This window comes from Leucobacter sp. Psy1 (assembly GCF_020096995.1).
Classification (GTDB): Bacteria; Actinomycetota; Actinomycetes; order Actinomycetales; family Microbacteriaceae; genus Leucobacter.
This window is the reverse complement of the sequence record NZ_CP083692.1, coordinates 2684418-2704054: the sequence shown is the minus strand read 5'-3', so window position 1 is coordinate 2704054 and position 19637 is coordinate 2684418. Positions and strand designations below refer to the sequence as shown.

At 69.5% G+C, this 19637-nt stretch carries 19 protein-coding genes; 5 read left to right on the top strand and 14 right to left on the bottom strand.

Annotated elements, in window-relative coordinates:
- Nucleotides 1–53: 53 nt before the first annotated feature.
- From K8P10_RS12750 to K8P10_RS12740, 3 genes are read left to right on the top strand one after another with little or no spacing between them, the layout of a single operon-like run.
- On the top strand, nucleotides 54–1550 hold the full coding sequence (locus K8P10_RS12750) for a sugar transferase (RefSeq protein ID WP_224779280.1): 1497 nt from the start codon (nucleotides 54–56) through the stop codon (nucleotides 1548–1550).
- A complete protein-coding gene (locus tag K8P10_RS12745; protein WP_224779279.1) occupies nucleotides 1550–1819 on the top strand; it encodes a hypothetical protein in 270 nt (89 codons plus the stop codon). The genes K8P10_RS12750 and K8P10_RS12745 overlap by 1 nt, the downstream gene beginning before the upstream one ends.
- Nucleotides 1819–2286 (top strand): adenylyltransferase/cytidyltransferase family protein, encoded by a 468-nt coding sequence (locus K8P10_RS12740; RefSeq protein ID WP_224781286.1) that lies wholly within the window; start codon nucleotides 1819–1821, stop codon nucleotides 2284–2286. Before K8P10_RS12745 ends, K8P10_RS12740 begins: the two co-directional genes overlap by 1 nt.
- Here K8P10_RS12740 and K8P10_RS12735 read toward each other — a convergent pair.
- Nucleotides 2249–2947, bottom strand: a complete 699-nt coding sequence (locus tag K8P10_RS12735; protein WP_224779278.1) for a TetR/AcrR family transcriptional regulator — start codon at nucleotides 2945–2947, stop codon at nucleotides 2249–2251. The genes K8P10_RS12740 and K8P10_RS12735 overlap by 38 nt on opposite strands.
- Nucleotides 2948–3049: 102 nt before the next feature.
- On the opposite strand from K8P10_RS12735, the gene K8P10_RS12730 reads away from it, so the two are divergent.
- Nucleotides 3050–4351, top strand: a complete 1302-nt coding sequence (locus K8P10_RS12730; protein WP_224779277.1) for a glycosyltransferase — start codon at nucleotides 3050–3052, stop codon at nucleotides 4349–4351.
- Nucleotides 4352–4380: 29 nt separating this feature from the next.
- Here the strand turns inward: K8P10_RS12730 and K8P10_RS12725 are convergent, their stop codons facing one another.
- From K8P10_RS12725 to K8P10_RS12665, 13 genes are all read right to left on the bottom strand, one after another.
- Nucleotides 4381–6129, bottom strand: a complete 1749-nt coding sequence (locus K8P10_RS12725; RefSeq protein ID WP_224779276.1) for an ABC transporter ATP-binding protein — start codon at nucleotides 6127–6129, stop codon at nucleotides 4381–4383.
- Nucleotides 6126–7886 (bottom strand): ABC transporter ATP-binding protein/permease, encoded by a 1761-nt coding sequence (locus K8P10_RS12720; RefSeq protein ID WP_224779275.1) that lies wholly within the window; start codon nucleotides 7884–7886, stop codon nucleotides 6126–6128. The genes K8P10_RS12725 and K8P10_RS12720 overlap by 4 nt, the downstream gene beginning before the upstream one ends.
- 89 nt (nucleotides 7887–7975) lie before the next feature.
- Nucleotides 7976–8371, bottom strand: a complete 396-nt coding sequence (locus tag K8P10_RS12715; RefSeq protein WP_224779274.1) for a DUF2568 domain-containing protein — start codon at nucleotides 8369–8371, stop codon at nucleotides 7976–7978.
- A 48-nt stretch (nucleotides 8372–8419) separates the two neighbouring features.
- Nucleotides 8420–9919 carry an NAD(P)/FAD-dependent oxidoreductase gene (locus K8P10_RS12710; protein WP_305069231.1) on the bottom strand — a complete coding sequence of 500 codons (1500 nt, stop codon included), beginning with the start codon at nucleotides 9917–9919 and terminating at the stop codon, nucleotides 8420–8422.
- Nucleotides 9916–10290 (bottom strand): (2Fe-2S)-binding protein, encoded by a 375-nt coding sequence (locus K8P10_RS12705; protein WP_224779273.1) that lies wholly within the window; start codon nucleotides 10288–10290, stop codon nucleotides 9916–9918. Before K8P10_RS12705 ends, K8P10_RS12710 begins: the two co-directional genes overlap by 4 nt.
- Nucleotides 10287–11501, bottom strand: a complete 1215-nt coding sequence (locus K8P10_RS12700; protein ID WP_224779272.1) for an FAD-binding oxidoreductase — start codon at nucleotides 11499–11501, stop codon at nucleotides 10287–10289. The genes K8P10_RS12705 and K8P10_RS12700 overlap by 4 nt, the downstream gene beginning before the upstream one ends.
- Entirely contained in the window at nucleotides 11498–12211 is a 714-nt protein-coding gene (locus tag K8P10_RS12695) for a GntR family transcriptional regulator (protein WP_224779271.1), read from the bottom strand. Before K8P10_RS12695 ends, K8P10_RS12700 begins: the two co-directional genes overlap by 4 nt.
- Nucleotides 12212–12237: 26 nt before the next feature.
- The gene (locus K8P10_RS12690; RefSeq protein WP_224779270.1) at nucleotides 12238–13200 is read right to left on the bottom strand and encodes an ornithine cyclodeaminase family protein; all 963 of its coding nucleotides are present in this window, start codon (nucleotides 13198–13200) and stop codon (nucleotides 12238–12240) included.
- Nucleotides 13197–14204, bottom strand: a complete 1008-nt coding sequence (locus K8P10_RS12685; protein WP_224779269.1) for a proline racemase family protein — start codon at nucleotides 14202–14204, stop codon at nucleotides 13197–13199. Before K8P10_RS12685 ends, K8P10_RS12690 begins: the two co-directional genes overlap by 4 nt.
- 121 nt (nucleotides 14205–14325) lie before the next feature.
- The gene (locus tag K8P10_RS12680) at nucleotides 14326–15231 is read right to left on the bottom strand and encodes a dihydrodipicolinate synthase family protein (protein ID WP_224779268.1); all 906 of its coding nucleotides are present in this window, start codon (nucleotides 15229–15231) and stop codon (nucleotides 14326–14328) included.
- Between the two features lie 107 nt (nucleotides 15232–15338).
- A complete protein-coding gene (locus K8P10_RS12675; RefSeq protein ID WP_224779267.1) occupies nucleotides 15339–16829 on the bottom strand; it encodes a helix-turn-helix domain-containing protein in 1491 nt (496 codons plus the stop codon).
- 2 nt (nucleotides 16830–16831) lie between these two features.
- Nucleotides 16832–17908: a DUF917 domain-containing protein gene (locus tag K8P10_RS12670; RefSeq protein WP_224779266.1), complete on the bottom strand. Its 1077-nt coding sequence runs from the start codon at nucleotides 17906–17908 to the stop codon at nucleotides 16832–16834.
- A complete protein-coding gene (locus K8P10_RS12665; protein ID WP_224779265.1) occupies nucleotides 17905–18993 on the bottom strand; it encodes a hydantoinase/oxoprolinase N-terminal domain-containing protein in 1089 nt (362 codons plus the stop codon). Before K8P10_RS12665 ends, K8P10_RS12670 begins: the two co-directional genes overlap by 4 nt.
- Before the next feature lie 313 nt (nucleotides 18994–19306).
- On the opposite strand from K8P10_RS12665, the gene K8P10_RS12660 reads away from it, so the two are divergent.
- A complete protein-coding gene (locus tag K8P10_RS12660) occupies nucleotides 19307–19624 on the top strand; it encodes a hypothetical protein (RefSeq protein WP_224779264.1) in 318 nt (105 codons plus the stop codon).
- Nucleotides 19625–19637 lie beyond the last annotated feature (13 nt).

Here is a 19637-nt window from a genome sequence, read left to right as displayed (position 1 = left end):
CGGATCCTCCTCCCTACCATGAGGCATCCGATCGCTGCATCTGAGGGGTAAAGTTGCGTTCAATCACCGAGGTTCTGACTCCCAGAGCCACTCCCGCGCTGGAGTACCGCAGGCGCTGGGAGCGCCGATACCACTCGCGTCTGGTGGGCACCGATGCCGCCATCGTCTTCGCGGTATCGGCGGTCGGTGCTGCGGTGGTCCTCCTGGCGGGTGGCGACGCTGCATCCGCAGCGCAGGCCGGCGTGCTCGGAGTCGTGTGGTTCGCGATGCTCGCGGCGCTCCGCACGCGGGACGCCGGGATCATGGGCGCAGGCGTCGCGGAGTACCGCGGCGTCGTACACGCCAGCGGGCTCGCCCTCGGTGTTTTCGCTCTCGTCGGCAGCTTGGTCGACTGGATCGACCTCAGGCTGCTCATCATCGTCGTCGCGCCGCTCGGCACGGGAGGCGTGCTGCTCGGACGCTGGCTGTGGCGGAAGTGGCTGCGCCGTCAGCGTCTTCGGGGCCGCCTCCTGAGCCGCACTCTCGTGGTCGGCACGGAAGACGATGCGCGGTATGTGCTCGGCGCGCTGCGCGAAGGCGGAGAGAATGCGATCTTCGTCGTGGGGGTGAGCCTCTTCGGCGCAGACGAGCGGGGCGCCGCACTCATGGGGGATGCGTCGTCGTCCGGCGCGCGGCGCGTGCTGACGGTCGGCGAGACCGACTACCCGGTGTTCGGTGAGCCCGAGACGGTTGCGGCGACGGCGGCGCGCATCGGGGCGGACAAGATCATCATCGCGAGTCTCCCGGCGAATTCGCCGAACTACGTGAAGGCGCTTAGCTGGCAACTCGAGGGGACGGCGTCCGAGCTCGTGCTCTCGCACCGCGTCACCGATGTGGTGGGACCCAGGATCTCCTTCCGCCCCATCGACGGACTGCCGCTGCTGCAGATCAAGATTCCGCGTTATGAGGGCGGACAGCACCTGCTCAAGCGCGCTCTCGACATCGTCGTCGCGAGTGCGGCGCTCGGGGCCATCGCGCTGATCGCCCCGGTGGTGGCGCTCTGCATCAAGCTCGATTCCAGCGGGCCGGTGCTCTTCTGGCAGGACCGTGTCGGTCGTGACGGGGAGCGGTTCCGGATGCTCAAGTTCCGTACCATGCACGTCGATGCCGAGGCTCGCCGAGCAGAGTTGCTCGCGCAGAACGAGGGATCGGGTCCGCTCTTCAAGATGCGTGAGGATCCGCGAGTGACTCGCGTCGGTCGCACGCTGCGGCGTCTGTCGCTCGATGAGCTGCCCCAGTTCTGGAACGTGCTCACCGGGGACATGAGCGTGGTCGGCCCTCGCCCGCCGCTCCCCGACGAGGTGACGAGCTACGACGGGACGGTGTACCGCCGGCTGTACATCAAGCCGGGGATCACCGGCCTCTGGCAGGTGAGCGGGCGCAGTGATCTGACCTGGGAGCAGAGCGTGCGTCTCGATCTCAGCTACGTCGAGAACTGGTCCCTCATGCAGGACCTTCAGATCATGTGGCGCACCGCCAGAGTCATGTTTCATCCGAAGGGAGCGTACTGATGACCTTCGTCGTCCCTCCCGCCTGCACCGGCGCCCGCATCGACGGGATCCACGCCGCCACCCACCCATATCTTCCGATCGGCGGCGTTCCGCCGATCGGGTTTCAGACCGGCCTCACCGGGGCGGCAGTCGCACTGGCGCTTCCCCTCGCCTCTGCGCTGTTTCTCGCGTTCGCTGTGCACGCAAGTCGACTGCGGTCCCGCAGCACCGGTGAGGCCTTCTTCGTTCCGGCGTCGGGCGATGCCCGGCAGGTCGGAGTCGAGCCGTGATGCGGCAGGAAGGCGTCGTGCGCCAGGGAGCGCAGCGCATCGGGTATGCGGCGGGCGCATTCGACCTCTTCCACATCGGGCACCTCAACCTGCTGAAGCACGCGAAACAACGCTGCGACGTGCTCATCGCCGGGGTGGTGAGCGATGAGATGCTGCGCCTCGTGAAGGGCGTCGAACCGTTCATCCCGACGCACGAGCGCGCTGAGATCGTCAGCCACATCAGCTTCGTCGACGAGGTCTTCGTCGAGGAGGTCCCGAACAAGATCGACGTGTGGCGGGAAGTCGGTTTCACCCACTTCTTCAAGGGTGACGACTGGCGCGGTACGGAGAAGGGCATCCGGCTCGAGCGGGAGTTCTCGGCGGTGGGGGTCGAGGTCGTCTACTTCCCGTACACCGCGCACACGTCGAGTACGGCGCTGCGGCGGGCGCTCACGGCCGTGTCCGGGGCGCAGGCGATGGGGAGTTGACGGACGCATCGAGCGCTCCGCGCTCGCGCCAGGACTGGAGCAGCGAGCGGAACGCGGTGCCGAGCCACCAGCGGTAGCGGTCGTGATTCCAGCCGATCTGATCGGTGAAGAAGAGGTGGGCCTCCGGGCCGACGATGAGGCTGAGTTCGGCCGCGGCGACGTCGATCTCCTCCGGCGTATCGGCGGTGAGCAATCCGCGGGACACTGTCCAGTCGATGGCGATTCGCATGTCGTGCCGACGTCGCACCCAGAGGTCGTCGACCGCCTCTGAGGCGGCGCTATCGACCTCGGCTGCGGACTGCATCGCGCGCGAGAGCGCTGCGCTGCGTCGATTCGCCTCGGCGATGTAGTCCAGATACCTGCTGAGCGCCTCTTCGGTTGAGGGGAGGCACATGATCTCCCTGAGTTCCACCCGCTCGCTGAGGCTCTCGGGCCACTCGTCCCCGGCGAAGGCCGTCTCGAACGCGGCGATGAGGAGCGAGGCCTTCGTACCAGCCAGGCGTACGGACTGGACGGAGACTCCAGCTTCGCGGGCGATGTCGCGCATCGTCGTCCCGTTGTAGCCGTGACTCGAGAAGAGAGTGCCGGCAGCATTGATGATCCGTGTGCGTGTGCGCGCTGCCTCCGCTTCTCGGAGCGGTGACGAGTAGTTGCGCGCCATGCTGGTCGCCTTTCTGCCGAACTTGAAACCGGCGCTTCACCTCACCTGATGAATATGGTTAGATCAAGTATCTACCCAATTCAACGCCCGGGGGAGGGTGTGATGTCGACATTCCTGCTGGCTGCGACTCCGATCCATGGCCACGTCGGCCCGGTCCTCGAGATTGCAGCTTACCTGCACGAGCGAGGTCACGATGTCACCCTGCTCACGGGCACTCGGTTCCGCGAGACCGTGGAGGGTCGAGGAGTGCGCTTCGCACCGCTCTCCGGGAAAGCGGATTTCGACGATCGCGATGCCGACAGCTACATTCCTGACCGCCTGCGCTACCGGGGAATCCGGAGGGCGCAGTACGAGATCCGCACGATCTTCTTCGAGCCGGTGCCCGATCAGTTCGCCGCGCTCAAGCAGCAGATCTCGCTGATCCAGCCGGACGCGGTGCTCGTCGACAATACGTTCGCCGGTGCGCTCCCGTTCACGCGAGCCGCGCGAGCGACAGCGCCCAGCGAGGGGTTCCAACCGGTGATCGCGGGGCTCGGAGTCATGCCCCTGAGTCAGAGCGATGACGGATTGGCCCCGCACGGGATGGGGCTCCCGCCGGCGCGTACCGCTGTCGATCGGCTGCGCTACCGAGTGCTCGGCGTCATCGCGAAACAGGTGGTCTTCCGCAGCGTGCAGCGCGCCGCGGAACGGGCGCTGGCGCTCGCCGGCATGCGCCTCGACCGACCGGCAATGGACGTCGCACGCCAGTTCGACGTCTTCTTCCAGACGGGTCCGCGCGGACTCGACTACCCCCGTCCCGAACTCTCGCGGAACGTCCTGTACACCGGTGTGCTTCCGCAGGCCCCGACCACCCGGGAACTCCCCGAATGGTGGGATGATCTCGACGGCAACCGTGTGGTGCACGTCACTCAGGGCACCATCGACAATGCGAATTTCGGCCGGCTCGTGCGTCCGACGATCGACGCGCTCGCCGGCGACGACGTGCTCGTGGTCGTGTCCGCAGGCGGCAGCCCGATCTCGGCGCTCGGCCCGCTGCCCGCCAACGTCCGTGCCGCGAGTTATCTCTCCTATGACGCGCTGCTCCCACGCACTGACGTCATGGTGACGAACGGCGGGTACGGGGGTGTGCTCGCCGCGATCTCGCACGGGGTACCCCTGGTCGTTGCCGGCGTGACCGAGGACAAGCCGGAGGTGGCAGCGCGTGTCGCCTGGGCGGGTGCGGGGATCGACCTGCGCGACGGCACACCAGCGCCGGTCACGGTGCGGGACGCCGTGACCCGCGTGCTCGATGATCCGGCGTACCGTGCAGCGGCCCGCGGGCTCGCCGAGGAGGCGGCCAACCGCGACCCGCTCGCGCAGATCGAGCACGAGCTGCAGGTGCGGGTGGCGGCGAGAGCGCAGTAGGCGAGCGCCGTGGCCGCGCGCCCAACGGCCTACGCGTCGCGCAGCGCGAGTCTCGCGAATGCACCCCGGCGAGCGAGGAGTTCGTCGGCGGTTCCTGATTCGACGAGGGCGCCGCGGTCGATCACAGAAACGCCTCCGTGTTCGGCGACCTCGTCGGCCCGGTGGGTGATCTCGATGACCGTCGGGCCTGAGACGTCGCCTCCGGCGTTCGCTCGAGCGCGGAAGCGTGCGACGAGACGGGACCGGACGGTGCGGGCCGTGGCAGCGTCGAGCTGGCTCAGCGCTTCGTCGAGAACGAGCAGCCGCGGTTCGGCGACGAGAGCCCGCGCGAGCGCGACGCGCTGCAATTGCCCACCCGAGAGCGTGGTCCCGCGCTCGCCGACCTCTGTCTCCAGGCCATCGGGCAGCGACTCGGGGCCGAGGCAGACGTCCTGCAACGCCGCTTCGAGCTCGGCGTCGGTGGCGTCGGTCCGTGCGAGCCGAAGGTTCTCGGCGAGGGTGCCTGGGAAGAGGGTGGGGCGCTGATCGACGAGAGCGACTGCCTCGCGCAGCGCTTCGAGGGAGAGCGTAGGGAGCGGTACGCCGGCCAGCCTGATCTCGCCGGCATCCGGATCCCAGGATCGGGTGAGCAGCGACGCGACGGTGGACTTCCCGCTTCCGGAGACGCCGACGATCGCGTGCCAGCCGCCGGCCGCGAACGCCGTCGTGACCTCGGTGAGCGCCGGTGTCCTGGTGCCGGGATAGGTGAACGATACCCCCGCGAACTCGACCGATGCCCCGCCGCCTCCCGGTACAGCGCCGGTGCCCGTGTCGGCGACCGCGGGCGGCGCCTCGACGACGCTGCGCACGCGGTCGCACGCGGCGAAGGCGGCGTCGAGTCCCGTGGCGAAGTCGTCGGTTCCCGCGTTCTTGAACCACAGCCCGAAGAGCACGGCGACCGCAATCACGACGTCCTCGACCGGGCGGCCGCTCAGGAGCAGGGCTGCGAGACAGGCGGCACGCAGCAGGTGCTCGACGGCGAGCCTGATGCCGACCACGCTGCCGAGTCCGCGTTGCGCTTCGGCGAGTGCCGAGTCCGCGTCGGCGAGCGCGGCGAGGCGGGAGTCCTCCGCCTCGAAGGCCAGCACCTCGCGCACGCCCTGCACATCGTCGGCGACGTGGGTGGCGACGCGTCCGCGTTCTTCTGCGATGTCGCGTGAGACACGCCAGGTCGCCGTCGCGCTCAGGAAAGGCAGGAGCAAGGCGACGGTGAGGAATCCGGCGATGAGGCAGGCGAGGAGCGGGTCGACCGCGATCCCGAACCAGACCAGCGTGATGGCCGGTACAACGACTGAGGCGATCACCGGCGGGAACGTATGCGCGAAGAAGACTTCGATGCGGTCGATGTCGCGGGTGGCGCGTTCCGTGAGCTCGGCCGACGCGCGCCCCGACGTCGCTGCGGGAGCCTGGGGAACGAGCCGACTGAAGAAGAGCACCCGGAGCCGCTGCAGCGCGGTGAAGGCGACCCAGTGTCCGGTGAACTGCTCGAGGTATCGCAGTACCGCCTTGACGGCGGCGAGCGCTATCACGGTGAGCGCCAGCCGGATGAGGTGCTCCGACGCTCCGGAGGCGGCGCTGAGCAGTGCCCGGACGGCGATGACGAGGATCGCGACGTTCAGGAGGTTGCCGACGATGCGCGCGAGGGTCGATGCGCCGAGCATCGGGAGCAGGCCGCTCGTGTGGCGGAAGAGCCATGCGGTGAGGGTGCGGCGGCTGGTGACTGGGGAGGTGGGGGTCATCGTGCGGCTCCCGCTGCGTCGAGGTGTTCGACGCGGTCGGCGGCGAGGATCGCTCCCGGCCGATGGGCGATCATGAGGACGGTGCGACCGGAGGCGAGGTGCTCGAGGGTCTGGAGGAACGCGGCCTCGCCGGCGAGATCCACCTGCGAGGTCGGTTCGTCGAGGATCAGGATCGGCGAGTCGCGCAGGATCGCGCGAGCGATCGCGAGTCGCTGGCTCTGCCCGCCCGAGAGGTTTCTGCCCTGCTCGCCGACCGGGGTATCGAGCCCGTGATCGGAGTTGCGGATCTCCGCCTCCAGGCCCGCCTGTCCGAGCGCATCCCAGAGCTCCGCGTCGGTGGCGTGCGGGCGTGCAACACGTAGGTTTTCTGCGATGGTGCCGTGGAAGAGGAACGTGCGCTGCTCGACGACGGAGATCATGCGTCGGATCTCCCGCGCCGGCGTCGTGCGGGTGTCCGCACCGAGGAGGGTCACCCGCCCCGCTGTCGGCAAGAGGTGCGCCTGCACGAGGGCAGAGACGGTGGACTTGCCTGCTCCGCTCGGGCCGGCCAGTGCGACGTGCTCGCCGGTGCGCACCTGGAGAGTGCGGTCGCGCAGCACTTCCTGACCGGGTGTCCAACCTGCCGTGACGCCGTCGAGGGAGATCGCGGTCCGGTCCGTCGCATCGTGGCCCGGCTGAGGTGACGCGGGCTGCTCGGACTCGGCGGAGCCCTGACCTGCAGCCGTGGCACTGCGGGGGGCGCGGGCGAGCTGGCGGCTGATCGCCTGCTCGGCGGCGCGCCCGCCGATGCCGATGTAGAAGAACTGCCCCACGAGGTCGGCCGGGGCGATGACGAGGAGTGCGATCAGGATGACGGAGAGGCCCTCGCCGAGGGAGAGCGCGCCGGCTTCGACGCGGGAGACCGCGGCGAGGGTTGCGACGAGGAGGACGGTGAGGGTGACGGCGGCGTCGATGACGAGGATGAGGACCTGATTGACCGCAAGCACGCGCATGAGGGCGCGGCGCAGGCGCTCCCCGCGATTCGCGAGTTCAACCCCCGCGCGATCGGCGGCCCTCGCCGTGACCAGCGTGGAGAGCCCCTGGATCGATCGCAGGAACTCAGCGGTGAGCTGCGCCTGCGTGCGGCGCTGCGCCGCCCCGGAGGCGCGCACGGTGCGGCGGGCGATCACGACGATTCCCGGTACGAGCACCGCGCCGCCCGCGAGCAGGAGCCCGACCACGGGGTCGATCGCGACCGCCGCGATGATGAGCACCGGTACGGGCGTCGTGAGCGCACCGATGGTGGGCCCGAGGAACGCGCCGCGGTAGCGCGCTGCGCGCTCAGCGGAGCCCGTCGCCAGCGCGAGCAGCGCACCCGAGCGGGACTGGGCGGCGACGAGACCCCCGCGGAACACCGAAGCGACGATGCGCTGCCTCAGGTGGCCCTCGGCGTGCGCCTGCACCCGAGCGGTCACCAGCTTGTCCGTCGCCGAGGTCGCGGCGACGATGGCACCGAGCGCCGCCAGGGCGAGAGCCGCCGCGACCGGGTCGTGACCGGAGGCGAGGGCATCGACGTCCCGCCCGATCGCGATCAGGAACCCGCAGAGGGCCGCGGCTCTCAGCCACGCGAGTCCGACGGCGAGCGCCTGGACGCCGCGGGGCACAGCCGAGCGGACGTCCGGGTGGGTCGGAATTGCAGTGGCACCGGCTCCCGGGTGGCCGGGGCGCGAGTGACCGGGGTGAGGAGTCGAGTGGGGGCCTGGTGGCTGCTGGGACACGCTGAAAGTGTATTCGTCCGATGTGAGCGGGCGCATCTGCGGTCTGGAGGAGGCGGCCGAGCTCGGCCAGGCCGACGGCCGCTCAGATCTCAGGCGGCGGCGGAGCGCAGGCGTGCCGGGACGAGGTACCCGAGCACGGCGGCGGCGACACCGAAGACGCCCGCCAGCACCCAGGGGATACCGGCGTCGAGCATCGCGGCGACCGCGGCGGCGATGAACAGCAACTCGATGAAGGCCTGGCCGAATCGATCCGTGCGGAGCACGGGGCGCGGGGAGAGGAACAGCGCCCACACCACGATCGCGAGAGCGAGGAGACCGAGCCCGGTCAGCACCCCGGGGAAGGGGAGCGGCCACGCGAGGAACCCCCACAGTCCGATGCAGCCGACCGCGATGACGTGTCCGACGGCGCGGAGCAGCTGCAGGGCTGCGGTCGCGCGACTGTGCGGAGCAGTGGCGGGGGCGTGCGTGTCGGCGGGGGTACTCATCGCCCTCCAGTCTACCGCCGCCCCGCGGTTCCTCCGTCCGCCGCGAGCTCAGTCGACGAGGTCGCGCAGGTCGCCGAGCGGGATCGGCTGGGCGATGGGCCGGTTCGCGTTCTGGCGCAGCGAGATCATCGGGTCGTCAGACTTCGCCTGCGGCGCCGAGCCCGAGAGGCAGGCCACCGCGACGCCGCAGACGCGGCCCTGGCACCACCCCATGCCGGCCCGGTTCACGCCCTTCTGGGTGCGCGAGTCGGCCGCATCCATCTCATCGCGGGCGCCGAGGATCGCCCCGGCGGTGACCTCCTCGCAGCGGCACACGACGGTCTCGTCGCGCATGCGCGACTCCCACCCGGGCGGGAGCGGGTGTGCGAGGTGCATCGCCTCGGCGAAGGCGCGCTGCCGACTGATGGTCCGCGCCTCACGGGCCGTGGCGATGGCGCCGGAGCCATCCGTGCCGGTGGTGGTCGCGAGCGCCGCTGCACGCCCCGCCACGGCACCCTCGACGACCGCGAGCGCCGCGCCGCCGACGCCGGTCAGTTCGCCGGCGAGATACAGGCCGGGCACGCTGGAGCGCTGGGCCGCGTCGACATCGGCGACGAGGGATCCATCGACGTCCACCCGTGTCCGGGCGCCGAGGGCGACGGGAAGTTCCAGCTGCGGGGTGAAGCCCCAGCCGAGCCCGACGGAATCGACGCCGTCGATCGTTCGCGCGCTTCCGGGCACTTCGGTCCCGTCGCGACGGACCCGAGCGGTTCGCACCGCCTCAACTGCGGAGTCGCCGAGGATCTCCGTGACCACGGTGCGGGTGCGATACGGGATTCGATGCTTGACGAAGGTCCATGCGTACTCGGCGCCTTCGAGCCCCTTCTCCGGCACCGCGAGCGCGCGGTGCGCGCGTGGCAACCAGCCGGAGAGATCCGCTGACTCGCACACCGCCGCGACGCTGCCACCGGCCTCGACGATGTTCGCGGCGACCGGCAGGAGGAACGGGCCGGTGCCAGCCACGACGAAACGCGAACCGGGGAGTGCGCCATTCTGTTTGATGAACGCCTGAATGCCGCCAGCGGCCATCACACCGGGCAGCTCCCACCCGGGCACCGGCAGCTGCCGGTCGTACCCGCCGGTCGCGAGGACCAGGGCGGACGCGTGGACGGTGGACGGGCCCGTCGTCGTACCGAAGCTCGACGACAGCCGCAGAGTGAAGCCCTGCGGCCGTCGCTGCGCCATCCACACACTGGTGCGGGGCAGATAGGTGATCCGCGACGTATCCACGCCGGAGTCGAAGCGTCGACGCAGGTCGAGGTAGGTCTTCCAGCCGTGGTGCAGCGACCCGTCGTCCCGGATGCCTGCGGCCTCCGACCGGTGCCGCCAGAACTGGCCGCCCGGCTGCTCTGCCGCATCGATGACGGCCACACGGGCACCGCGCTCGGCAGCGCTCGCCGCCGCGGCGAGACCCGCCGGCCCCGCGCCCACGACGGCGACCTCGAAGTGCGGAGCAGGTCCGGTGGGACGGGGCTCTGTCTGGCCGAGGCTCTCGAGGGGCGCGCTCATGCGGCGTCCGTCCCGTCGGCATCACGGCCGGTGCTGGTACCGGTGCCGGCGTCGTGGGTCGTCCGCGGCCCCGATGCCGAGCGCACATCCATGCCCTCGCCGAGCGGGATCATGCAGGCGCGCTGTCCGGACTCTCCGTCGATCTCGACGAGGCAGTCGAAGCAGACGCCGATGCCGCAGAAGAGTCCGCGGGAGCGGCCCTCGCGGGTCGTGCGCCACGAGCGGGTGCCTGTCGCGATCAGGGCCGAGGCGACGCTCGTGCCCGCTTCCGCCTCGAGCGGCTCTCCGTCGAAGGTGCCGCGCACGCGGCTCGTCGCGGCACCGGTGCGCTCCGAACCGTGCGGACTTCCTGCCTGTGGAATGTCGCTCACGCGCTCGCCTCCTCGAAGTCGGTCTGGGTGGTCGATGCGCCGGTCGGTGCGATGGGAGCCTGGGCCCCGCCGTCCCCGAATCGCTCGGGTCGGAAGTGGACGAGTGACATGTCGGGATCGTCGCCGCTCAGCGCCTGCGCGAGGAGCTTCCCGGTTCCCGCAGCCAGCCCGATTCCCGCGCCCTCGTGCCCGCAGGCGTGCCACAGCCCGGGCGCGCGGGGATCCGGCCCGATGACGGGCAGGTGATCGGGGCAGTAGGGACGGAACCCGTGGTACTGCCGCATGATCCTGGTGCGCTCAAGGAACGGGAAGAGCTCGATCGCGTTGGCTGCGATGGTGCGGAGCGCTTCGGTGCTGACGGTGCTGTCGAAGCCGACGCGCTCGCGGCTCGAGCCGATGAGGATCGTGCCGGCGGGAGTTCCCTCGACGACCGGGCTCGCCTGCAAGCCCTCGTCGGAGCTCCCGACGTTGTCGATGTACTCGGCGGCGTAGACCTTGTGAAAGACGCGTGGCGGCAGCGGTTCGGTAACCATGACGAAGCCGCGTCGGGGGAGCACGGGCACGGAGACACCGGCGAGCGCCGCGACGTCGCCGGCCCAGCTGCCGGCCGCATTGACGACGTGCGCCGCCGTGAAATCGCCGCTCGGGGTGCGGGCGCCGACCACCCGGTCGCCGTCGCGCAGCAGGGCGGTGACGGGGGCACGGGTCACCAGGGTGGCGCCCGCTTCGCGCGCGAGCCGGAGCATCTCGGCCGCGGCGAGGATGGGTTGTACCTGACTGTCCTCCGGGTAGAACGCGGCGCCGAGTGCCTGGTCGGTCACGTGGGGCTCGAGCTCCCTGAGCTCGTCGGAGGAGAGCTCGCGAGCCGAGATGCCCGAGGCGCGCTGGGCCGTCATCACCCGCTCGAGTGACGCGAGACTGCTCGGCCGCGATGCGACGATGATGCCGCCCTTGCTCTCGAACTCCCAGAGATGGCCGAACTCGGCGAGCTCGCCCTTCCAGATGTCGAGCGAGTACTGCATGAGTTCGAGCTCGGGGCCGAGCTCCTTGTCGGAGACGAGGATGTTCCCCTCACAGCGCGACGTCGTGCCGCTGACGGGGAGATCGCGTTCGAGCACCGTGACCGAGAGTCCTGCCCTGGCTGCGAAGAACGCGGCGGCGCAGCCGGTGATCCCTGCGCCGATGACGATGACGTCGGTGGTTCTGGTCACGTTGCCTCTCCTGGGGGCGTGTCTGCGGTCGCGGAGTCCTCTGGCGTGCGGCCCTCGCCACCCGTCGCCCAGAGCGACCTGGCGTGCCCGATGTGGCTGCGCATCAGCGCTTCGGCGCCGTCGCCGTCGCCGTCGCGGAGCAGGCGCACGAGCTCGTGGTGCTCGTGCGCCGAAGCCGTCAGGCGACCGTCGTGCGCGAGAGCCGTGATCCCGTAGAGACGGGTGCGGGAACGAAGGGAGGTGGCGAGATCCGTGAGCTGCCGGTTCCCGGCGAAGGAGAGGACGAGCGCGTGGAAGGCGCGATCGTTGCGCAGGTACTCGACGAGGTCTTCGCCGGCGGCGCCCTCCGCGCAGCGGTCGGCGAGTGCGATGAGCTCGTCGAAGGCCTCGTCGGGGATCCGGCCGACGACGTCGTGCATCGTCGGCGGCTCGAGCAGCTGCCGAATCTGGGCGAGGTCGTCGAGATCCTTCTCGCTCATCTGGGTCACCCGGAACCCCTTGTTCTTGACGGTCTCGACGAGTCCTTCACGTGCGAGATCCATCATCGCCTCGCGCACGGGGGTCGCGGAGACGCCGAGCTGCTGTCCGAGCGTCGGGGCGGACACCAGGACACCCTCGGCGAGTTCGCCGGTGATGATGGCGGTGCGCAACTGGTCGAGCACCGTCTCGCGCAGGTTCATCGGACGCTTGAGCTGACTGAGCGTGGGCACTGGATTCCTCCTGAGTTCTGGCGGCGCTACCGGGTGGGCGTGCCCTCGGTGAACACGACCGTCGCGCATACCAGATCCTCCCACGACATGCCGACGCCGGTGTAGACGGCTGGGTGCCCTGGGCGGCGGGTGACGGCCCCGGTCGCGAGGTCGCGGAGGTTGGGCGGCGGATTCGAGACCCATTCCGCTGGCCCGAGCGCGGTCGCGAGGTTCCCGTTCTCACGCTCGGCCGACGCGCGGCCCTCGACGACGAGATCGGCTCGGGTGATGAGCGCGTCGTCGAGCTCGCGGAGGTCGCGCCCGTGCGTGCCGATGGCGACGACGATCGCGGTGTCGCGCACGAGCGAGCCGTCGAAGAGCGGGGTGCTCGCGGTGGTCGCGCAGATGATGATGTCGGCGGCGCGCACCGCTGCCTCGGCGTCGTTCCCTCGGTCGACGATGTCGATGCCGTGGGATGCGAGGTCGCTCTGCAGCTGGGAGACGCGCTCCGCACTGCGGCCGACGACGCCGAAGGTCGCGTCGGGGAAGACGCTGCGTGCGGCGAGCACCGAACCCCGCCCCTGGGTGCCCGCTCCGAAGACGAGAACCTGCGGGCTCGTGGGCACTTCGGCGCCGGCGGGCGCGAGAGCGGCGAGCTGCCGTACGGCACTGATCGCGACCGCGGGGGTGCGGATCGCCGTGAGGCTCGATCCCTCCATGATGGCGGCGGGCGCCAGCGTGCCGGAGTCGAGCAGAATGTAGAGTCCCTGGATCTTCTCGAGACCGCGCGCCGGGTTCTGCGGCGCGACGGTGAGCGCCTTCAGGCCGCTGAAACGCGCGCCCTGGGCGGGCATGAGCAGGAACTCGCCGTCCGGAGCCGGACTGAACAGGCGCGGGCCGTCGAGTTCAGGGTCGACGTCGTTCCGCAGCGCCTCCTCGACGGCGTCCATGGCGCGTGCGAAGGTGAGCGTCTCGAGCACGGCTTCGGCATCGAAGTACGGCAGCGTCACAGGAGGAATCCTTCCGGGAACGGGTCGGTCGGGTCGAGGAAGTACTGGGCGGTCCCCGTGATCCAGGCGCGCCCCGTGACCGTCGGGATCACCGCAGGGCGACCGGCCACCGTCGTCTCGCCGGTGAGGCGGCCGATGAAGCGTGACCCGATGTAGGACTCGTTCACGAAATCGGTGTCGAGCGGGAGCTCGCCGCGAGCGTGCAGCTGTGCCATGCGCGCACTGGTGCCGGTGCCGCAGGGGGAGCGGTCGAACCACCCCGGGTGGATGGCCATGGCGTGCCGTGAGCGCTCCGCCGTCGAGCCTGGTGCCTTGAGGTAGACGTGGTGGCAGTCGCGAATGTCGGCGCGTTCGGGGTGCACCGGTGCGTCGGTCGCGTTGATCGCATCCATGATCGCCAGGCCGGCATCGAGGAGCTCGCCCTGGTTGGCGCGGTCATCGCGCCACTCGATCCCGATCTGCTCGAGGTCCACGATGGCGTAGAAGTTTCCCCCGAACGCGAGGTCGTACGGCACGGTCCCGAGGCCGGGCACCTCGACCGAGGCGTCGAGCCGGTCGATGAACGAGGGGACGTTCGTGATGGTGACGTACTCGGCCCGGCCGTCGTTCACGGCGACGTCCACGACGACGAGGCCCGCGGGAGTGTCGAGGCGGATCGTGGTGACGGGTTCCGTCACCGTGACCATTCCGGTCTCGACGAGGACCGTGGCGACGCCGATGGTGCCGTGCCCGCACATCGGCAGGCACCCGGAGACCTCGATGTAGAGGACGCCCCAGTCCGCATCTGGCCGCGTCGCGGGTTGGAGAATCGCACCGCTCATCGAGGCGTGCCCGCGCGGCTCGGTCATGAGCAGCGTCCGGATGTGGTCGGAGTGCTCCATGAACCAGGTGCGTCGCTCGGCCATGGTCTCGCCGGGCAAGACGCCGACTCCGCCGGTAATCACGCGAGTCGGCATGCCCTCGGTGTGCGAGTCGACCGCGTGGAAGACGCGAGTGGTGCGCATGGTGCTCCTGGGTGTGTTCGTGTGGGAAGCGTGCGGGTGGCTCCGCAGCGGGAAAGGCAGGGAGTGCGTGAGGCGCGATAGTCGGTGCCGGACTGTCGCACCCCACGCTACTCGCGCGGCTTTACTTGTCGTAGCCCTTGGCGGCTGCTGCCTTCGTGTCCGCCACGATGCGGTCGGCGACGTCCTGCGGCAGGGCCAGGCGCGGGGGACGGCAGGGGCCGCCGTACAGGCCGAGCACGTCCATCGAGAGCTTGATCGACTCCACGAACTCGGTCTTGGTGTCCCAGCGCAGCAGCGAGTGCAGGTCGCGGTAGATGGCCTGCGCGCGCTCGAGGTCGCGGACGTCGCCCGAGGTGGCCAGCTTGAAGAGCTCCACCGTCGACTGCGGGATCGCGTTGGGGTACCCGGCGACCCAGCCCACGGCGCCGGCGATGCCGACCTCGAGCACACTGTCGTCGGTGCCGATGAGGATGTCGATGCTCGGGGCGAGCTCCTGGATCTCGTAGATCCGGCGGGGATCGCCGGTGAACTCCTTGACCCCGACCATGTGGCCGGCGTCGTGGATCTCGGCGATGAGATCGGGAACGAGGTCGACCTTCGTGTCGATCGGGTTGTTGTAGCCGACGATCGGCAGGCCGGCCTTCGCGACAGTGGCGTAGTGGTGCTTCACCTGCTCGCGGCTGGCGCGGTAGGTGTTCGGGGGGAGCAGCATGACACAGTCTGCGCCGGCCTCCGCGGCCTGTTCCGCCCACTGCAGCGACTGCAGTGCGCCGTACGCTCCGACGCCGGCCATAACCGAGAAGCCCTCGGGGGCGGCCTCGACGGCGGTGGTGATGACGCGGGCGCGCTCCTCCTCGCTGAGGTTCTGGTACTCGCCGAGCGACCCGTTCGGGGCGATGCCGTCGCACCCGTTGTCGGCGAGGAACTGCACGTGCTCGGCGAACTTGTCGTAGTTCACGGACAGGTCTTCGTTGAAGGGGAGAGCCGAGGCGACGATGACGCCGTGCCAGGGTTTCTGATCGGTCATGGGGTTCCTTTCGCGTGGTGGCGGTGAGCCGGGGAGGTGTGACGAAGCTGTATAAAGTGTGACATTGCACATGGTAGCACGGGTGCGAGTGCTCTGCACGCGCGGCTTCAGCGGGTAGATTCCGGGCTGCGAAGTGCCGAGCGATGCAATGATGCGAGAAGCATGAAGGTGTCCAGCAGATCCGATGCGCTTGCGAGCGCTACTCCCAGGCCCTCCGCCCGCTGGAGGCGGCTCTGGAGGGTGTTCCGGTGTACGCCGATCCGCTCCGCTGCTCGGGTGACCGAACCGCAGCACTCGAGGTAGGCGACGACCGCCGCGATGAGCTCCCTGGCCTGGTCATCGGCAACGAGTCGAGGGAAGAGCACCGCGGCGCAGTGGGCGGCGAAGTCCTCTGGGAGCAGTCTGCTGAGCAGATGCTCGTGGAGTCTTTCGAAGTCCACGATCGGAATCGGGCCCTCGGGATCGGCGAGGCGGGCGGCGAGCCAGGCCTCACGGATCGCCGCTGGTGCCTCCTCCGCGGTCTCACGTTCGCGGGAGACCCCGATCATCGCGAGCCGGGGAGACGCATGGGCGATCCGTCTGCTGATGTCCGCTATCAGGCGCGCGCGGTCCCCGTCCCCGGTCACCGGGACACACCCAACCCACCCCTCCGAAAAGCGGGAGAGGGGGAGGCTTTCGAAACGCTCGGTCCACAGGTGGTGCACCGCCGGTGCGGCTCGGTCGACATCGTCGGCGAGGAGGCAGATCGCGATGTAGCGGCCGCCAAGCGGCCAGGGGGCCGTCCCCGTTGCGGAGTCCACCGGCGGAGCGTCGAACCCGCGGCCCAGGTGAGTGCCGGTCAGCGTCGAATAGGACATGACGGGGAGCGCTGCCTGCAGAGCGCGGAGCCGCGTCTCCGCGAGGAGCGCGCGCACGTGCGGGCCGGCGGTCTCGAGGACGTGTCTGGCGTTGGCCTCCGCGACACCGGCGACGGTGGCGACCAGCGCGTCTCCCGGTGCGCTGCCAAGTCCGAGCGGGACCACTATGCGCGTTCCCCGGCCGATCTCCGAGGCGTCCGCGAGCGTCGAAAGCACCCCTCGGTGAAACACCGTCGTGCCAGCGGTCTCAATCGCGACGCCGGCACCGGCGAGCTCGATCGACACGCAGTCGAGAGCGCCGTCGAGCGTGGTTTCCCTCGAGATCCGCTCGCTGAACGACTGCACCCGTGAGAGCACTCCCGCGCGGGCGACGCCGATCTGCATCGCCATGTCGATCGCGAGTTTCGTCATGTTCTCGTTCGTCGTGAGCAGCGACACGTCCAAGCGCTCCGCGAGCTCTCGCACCGTGCGGGTCGTGCTCTGCTGCGGCACGATCAGTGCGCATGCCTTCCGCTCCCAGGCGTAGCGGAGCGCGGCCGAGATCACCCACCCTCCGCGTGCGACCTCGCGCGTGAGCAGCACGACTGTGTCCGGCCCGACCGTGGCGATCTCCTCGACATCGGTGAGCAGTGCGAGGTCGCGGACCGGGCTCATCGGCGAGGCTAGATGCAGAACATCCAGACCGCGAAGTTCATGCGAGCCCGCGAGGTCTCTGAGGAGCACGGTTCCGGTGAGTGACACGCTTATTTCCTTCCACGGGTCTGCAACCACACGTGCAGCGCGGCGGGACCCACGAGATCGACTGCGGCGGGCGCATACCACTGGGCCGGTGCGGGGAGGACGACGATGTCGAGTTGGTTCCCGACCCAGAGATCATTGAGGCTCGCCACGCTTCCGTCCTCCGGGCGGAGCATGGTGATGATGTCCGGCACGGCCGCGATGACATCTCCGTCGACGAGCAGGAGCAACAACTCGTTCTGAATTTCGATCTGGACGATCCGTCCCTGGCTCTCCTCGATGAGGACGACGGTCGACGGGTTGTCCGGCTGCCCGGGCGGGGCGGGGCGGGAGATCCCGGCGGTGTCGCTCACTCGTGCTCGGATGATACGCCGCACTCCCTCGGCCCGCCGCAGCTCGGCATGCTTCTCCGGAACCGAGATCGCCGCATTCAGCACGCGTCCAATGCGAATCATTCGCGAAACGCTCCCGAGAATTCCGTGCTCGTGGAGGAGCCGGGCGGTCATCGGATACAGCGCGGTCGCCGACCATCCGCCGAACTCTCCGGCAAGTGCGCGGACGAGGCGTTCCGCTCGCAGCGGGTTCTCGACATCGAGCAGCGCGGATTCGCCGTTCGGACCCGTCGCGCCGACCGGCCCGGCGGGGAGGCCGGCCAAAGTGAACACGGACTGGTAGAGCAGCGGGAACACTCGGCCCATCGGGTCGGCGTCGACCACTGGGATGCCGAGCTGGAGAGCGGTCATGGCCGGGACCAGTGCATTGATGTTCGCGCCGGCCAGGGGCATGATGCCGGAGACCTTCTGACCGAGGGCATCTTCGACGAGTTCGAGGCTGGTCGAGAACTCGTCGCCGACTGGACGGAGGTCGGAGAGCGGCAGTCCGTTGTTCACATAGCCCAGTGAAACGACGAGCGCATCTGCAGGGAGATCCGTCACCTCGACGAGGTCGGGCGATTCGCCGGATCTGGCCATGTACGACACGATGCGCGCGGTCTGCTCGTCGCACCACTCGGGGTCCGGGCAGCAGGCGAGGAACATCGCACCTGTCCTGAGATGCTGGATTTCATCGGTACTGAGTCTCATGCGGTCCCCGCCCTGAACGCGACGCCCCGCACCCGGACGGAAACGACGCGGGGAAGCTCGTAGGCCGTGGCGATGACTCGCGACTCGTGGATGCGGACCTCGGAGGGGGCGGCGCCGAACGAAACTAGTCGTGCGCGTACCCGTGCCTCCGCGGTCTCCACTTCCTGATTCATTTCCGACGCGCTGGCGACGCTCAGGGTGCGTTCCTCCCACTCGGTGAGGGGGAGGCGACCTGCACCGATCGCGCGGAGATCCTCATCGAGATGTACGCGGGCGTCGAGCCCGATGAACCCTGGATCGATGCCACCCCGCGCGAGCAGCACCGGGCGTTCGGCTCTGCCGGAGACGTGCTCCTCGGAAGCGGGGAGCACGTGCGCGCTGCGGATCGCGAGATCGAGGCCGTGCGCGCGCGATGGGCCGGCGACGACCGTCGGCACGCCAGAGACGAACTCTCCGAGCGCCTCGCCGTCCGTGTCTGCGACGATGACGCGTCCGTCGCGAACGCCGCAGAGTGCGGCAGCACCCACCAGTTCAGTGGCCTGGCCCGAGATGGCGGAGTGGACCGGAGCGCTCGACAGGCGGGCCAGAGGGGTGCATCCCCCGTCGTTCGTCGCGACGTACATCCGTGCATCGGGAGCGATGTCCTCTGCTGCAAGGGCCAGATTCGTGCCGAGCGCGACGGCTTGGGTGAGGAGCGAACTGTTCGCGAGTGCGGTGGCCTCGCGCAGAGTGAAAGAACTCGCGGGGAAGGCGTGCCCGTATTCGATGCCCGCCGGTTCGGCGTGCTCCAGCAGAATCTCTCCCGCGCGTCGTTCATGCTCGGCGTTCACCACGGAGCCGGCGCCGGTGATCACGAAGCGCTCGCCGGCGGCCGCGGTTACGGCCACCGAGCGGAGAGCGTCGGTGTCGAGCGGGACCAGCTCTTCCCCCAGCGCAGTGTGACCGCCGCGAACGTGAACGACGCGGGTGGCCTCGGGGGAGATCTCCTCCTCGTGCTGCGCGTCGAGTGGTGGCCGTGGTGCGATTCGGATGAGTGTGGTGGTGGGTCGGACGCTCAGATCAAGCAGAGGGCTTGCGTCGAACACGATCGACGTGGGCTCGCCGGCGACTTCCCCACATCGTTCCGACACGGTAGAGAGGGCCCGTCGCAGCGCGGCACGCAGAGTGGAATCCCGACCATCGTGAGGCTCGGGCTCACCGCTGGCGGTGCGGTTTCCGTCCGGCGACATCCACCCGCACGTCACGGAATTCGGCCACAACGCGACACCCACTCGCATATGTGCACATTACTTCGTCCCTGGCCTGTGCACAATGCACAATGCCGGGGAGTACGTGCGAGGTATGTTCAGTCTGCGCTCGCTCAGAGCGATGTTGGCCAGACGACGGAGTACGAACCACATGATTCGAAGCCTTTTGACCCTGCACCCGCTCAGGGAGGACAGTGCCGCCGTGCTCGGCCTGTACCGCGCCGAGCACATCCTTCAGGAATCCCTCGATCTCACCCGGGCGATCTCATCGGAGATCTCGGTCGCGACCGATGGCTCGCACGAGATCCTCGTGTCCGCAGTATGGCCGGACGAGGGGGCGTATCAGGAGTGGTTGGACCATCCGCGCCGCGACCGAATCGGTCCCGAGCTTCGGATGCTGCTGGGCGACGCCGAGATCGGCGCTGCCCGCCTCTTCCGGATCGACCACGCTGTCACGACCACTCCCTGACCCCGCCACTCAG

Bases quoted from the DNA above. Each gene is read 5' to 3' on its own strand.
- K8P10_RS12745 (WP_224779279.1), top strand. From the start codon at position 1,550: ATGACCTTCGTCGTCCCTCCCGCCTGCACCGGCGCCCGCATCGACGGG.
- K8P10_RS12740 (WP_224781286.1), top strand. From the start codon at position 1,819: ATGCGGCAGGAAGGCGTCGTGCGCCAGGGAGCGCAGCGCATCGGGTAT.
- K8P10_RS12735 (WP_224779278.1), bottom strand. From the start codon at position 2,947: ATGGCGCGCAACTACTCGTCACCGCTCCGAGAAGCGGAGGCAGCGCGC.
- K8P10_RS12730 (WP_224779277.1), top strand. From the start codon at position 3,050: ATGTCGACATTCCTGCTGGCTGCGACTCCGATCCATGGCCACGTCGGC.
- K8P10_RS12725 (WP_224779276.1), bottom strand. From the start codon at position 6,129: ATGACCCCCACCTCCCCAGTCACCAGCCGCCGCACCCTCACCGCATGG.
- K8P10_RS12715 (WP_224779274.1), bottom strand. From the start codon at position 8,371: ATGAGTACCCCCGCCGACACGCACGCCCCCGCCACTGCTCCGCACAGT.
- K8P10_RS12710 (WP_305069231.1), bottom strand. From the start codon at position 9,919: ATGAGCGCGCCCCTCGAGAGCCTCGGCCAGACAGAGCCCCGTCCCACC.
- K8P10_RS12685 (WP_224779269.1), bottom strand. From the start codon at position 14,204: ATGCGCACCACTCGCGTCTTCCACGCGGTCGACTCGCACACCGAGGGC.
- K8P10_RS12680 (WP_224779268.1), bottom strand. From the start codon at position 15,231: ATGACCGATCAGAAACCCTGGCACGGCGTCATCGTCGCCTCGGCTCTC.
- K8P10_RS12670 (WP_224779266.1), bottom strand. From the start codon at position 17,908: ATGAGACTCAGTACCGATGAAATCCAGCATCTCAGGACAGGTGCGATG.
- K8P10_RS12660 (WP_224779264.1), top strand. From the start codon at position 19,307: ATGATTCGAAGCCTTTTGACCCTGCACCCGCTCAGGGAGGACAGTGCC.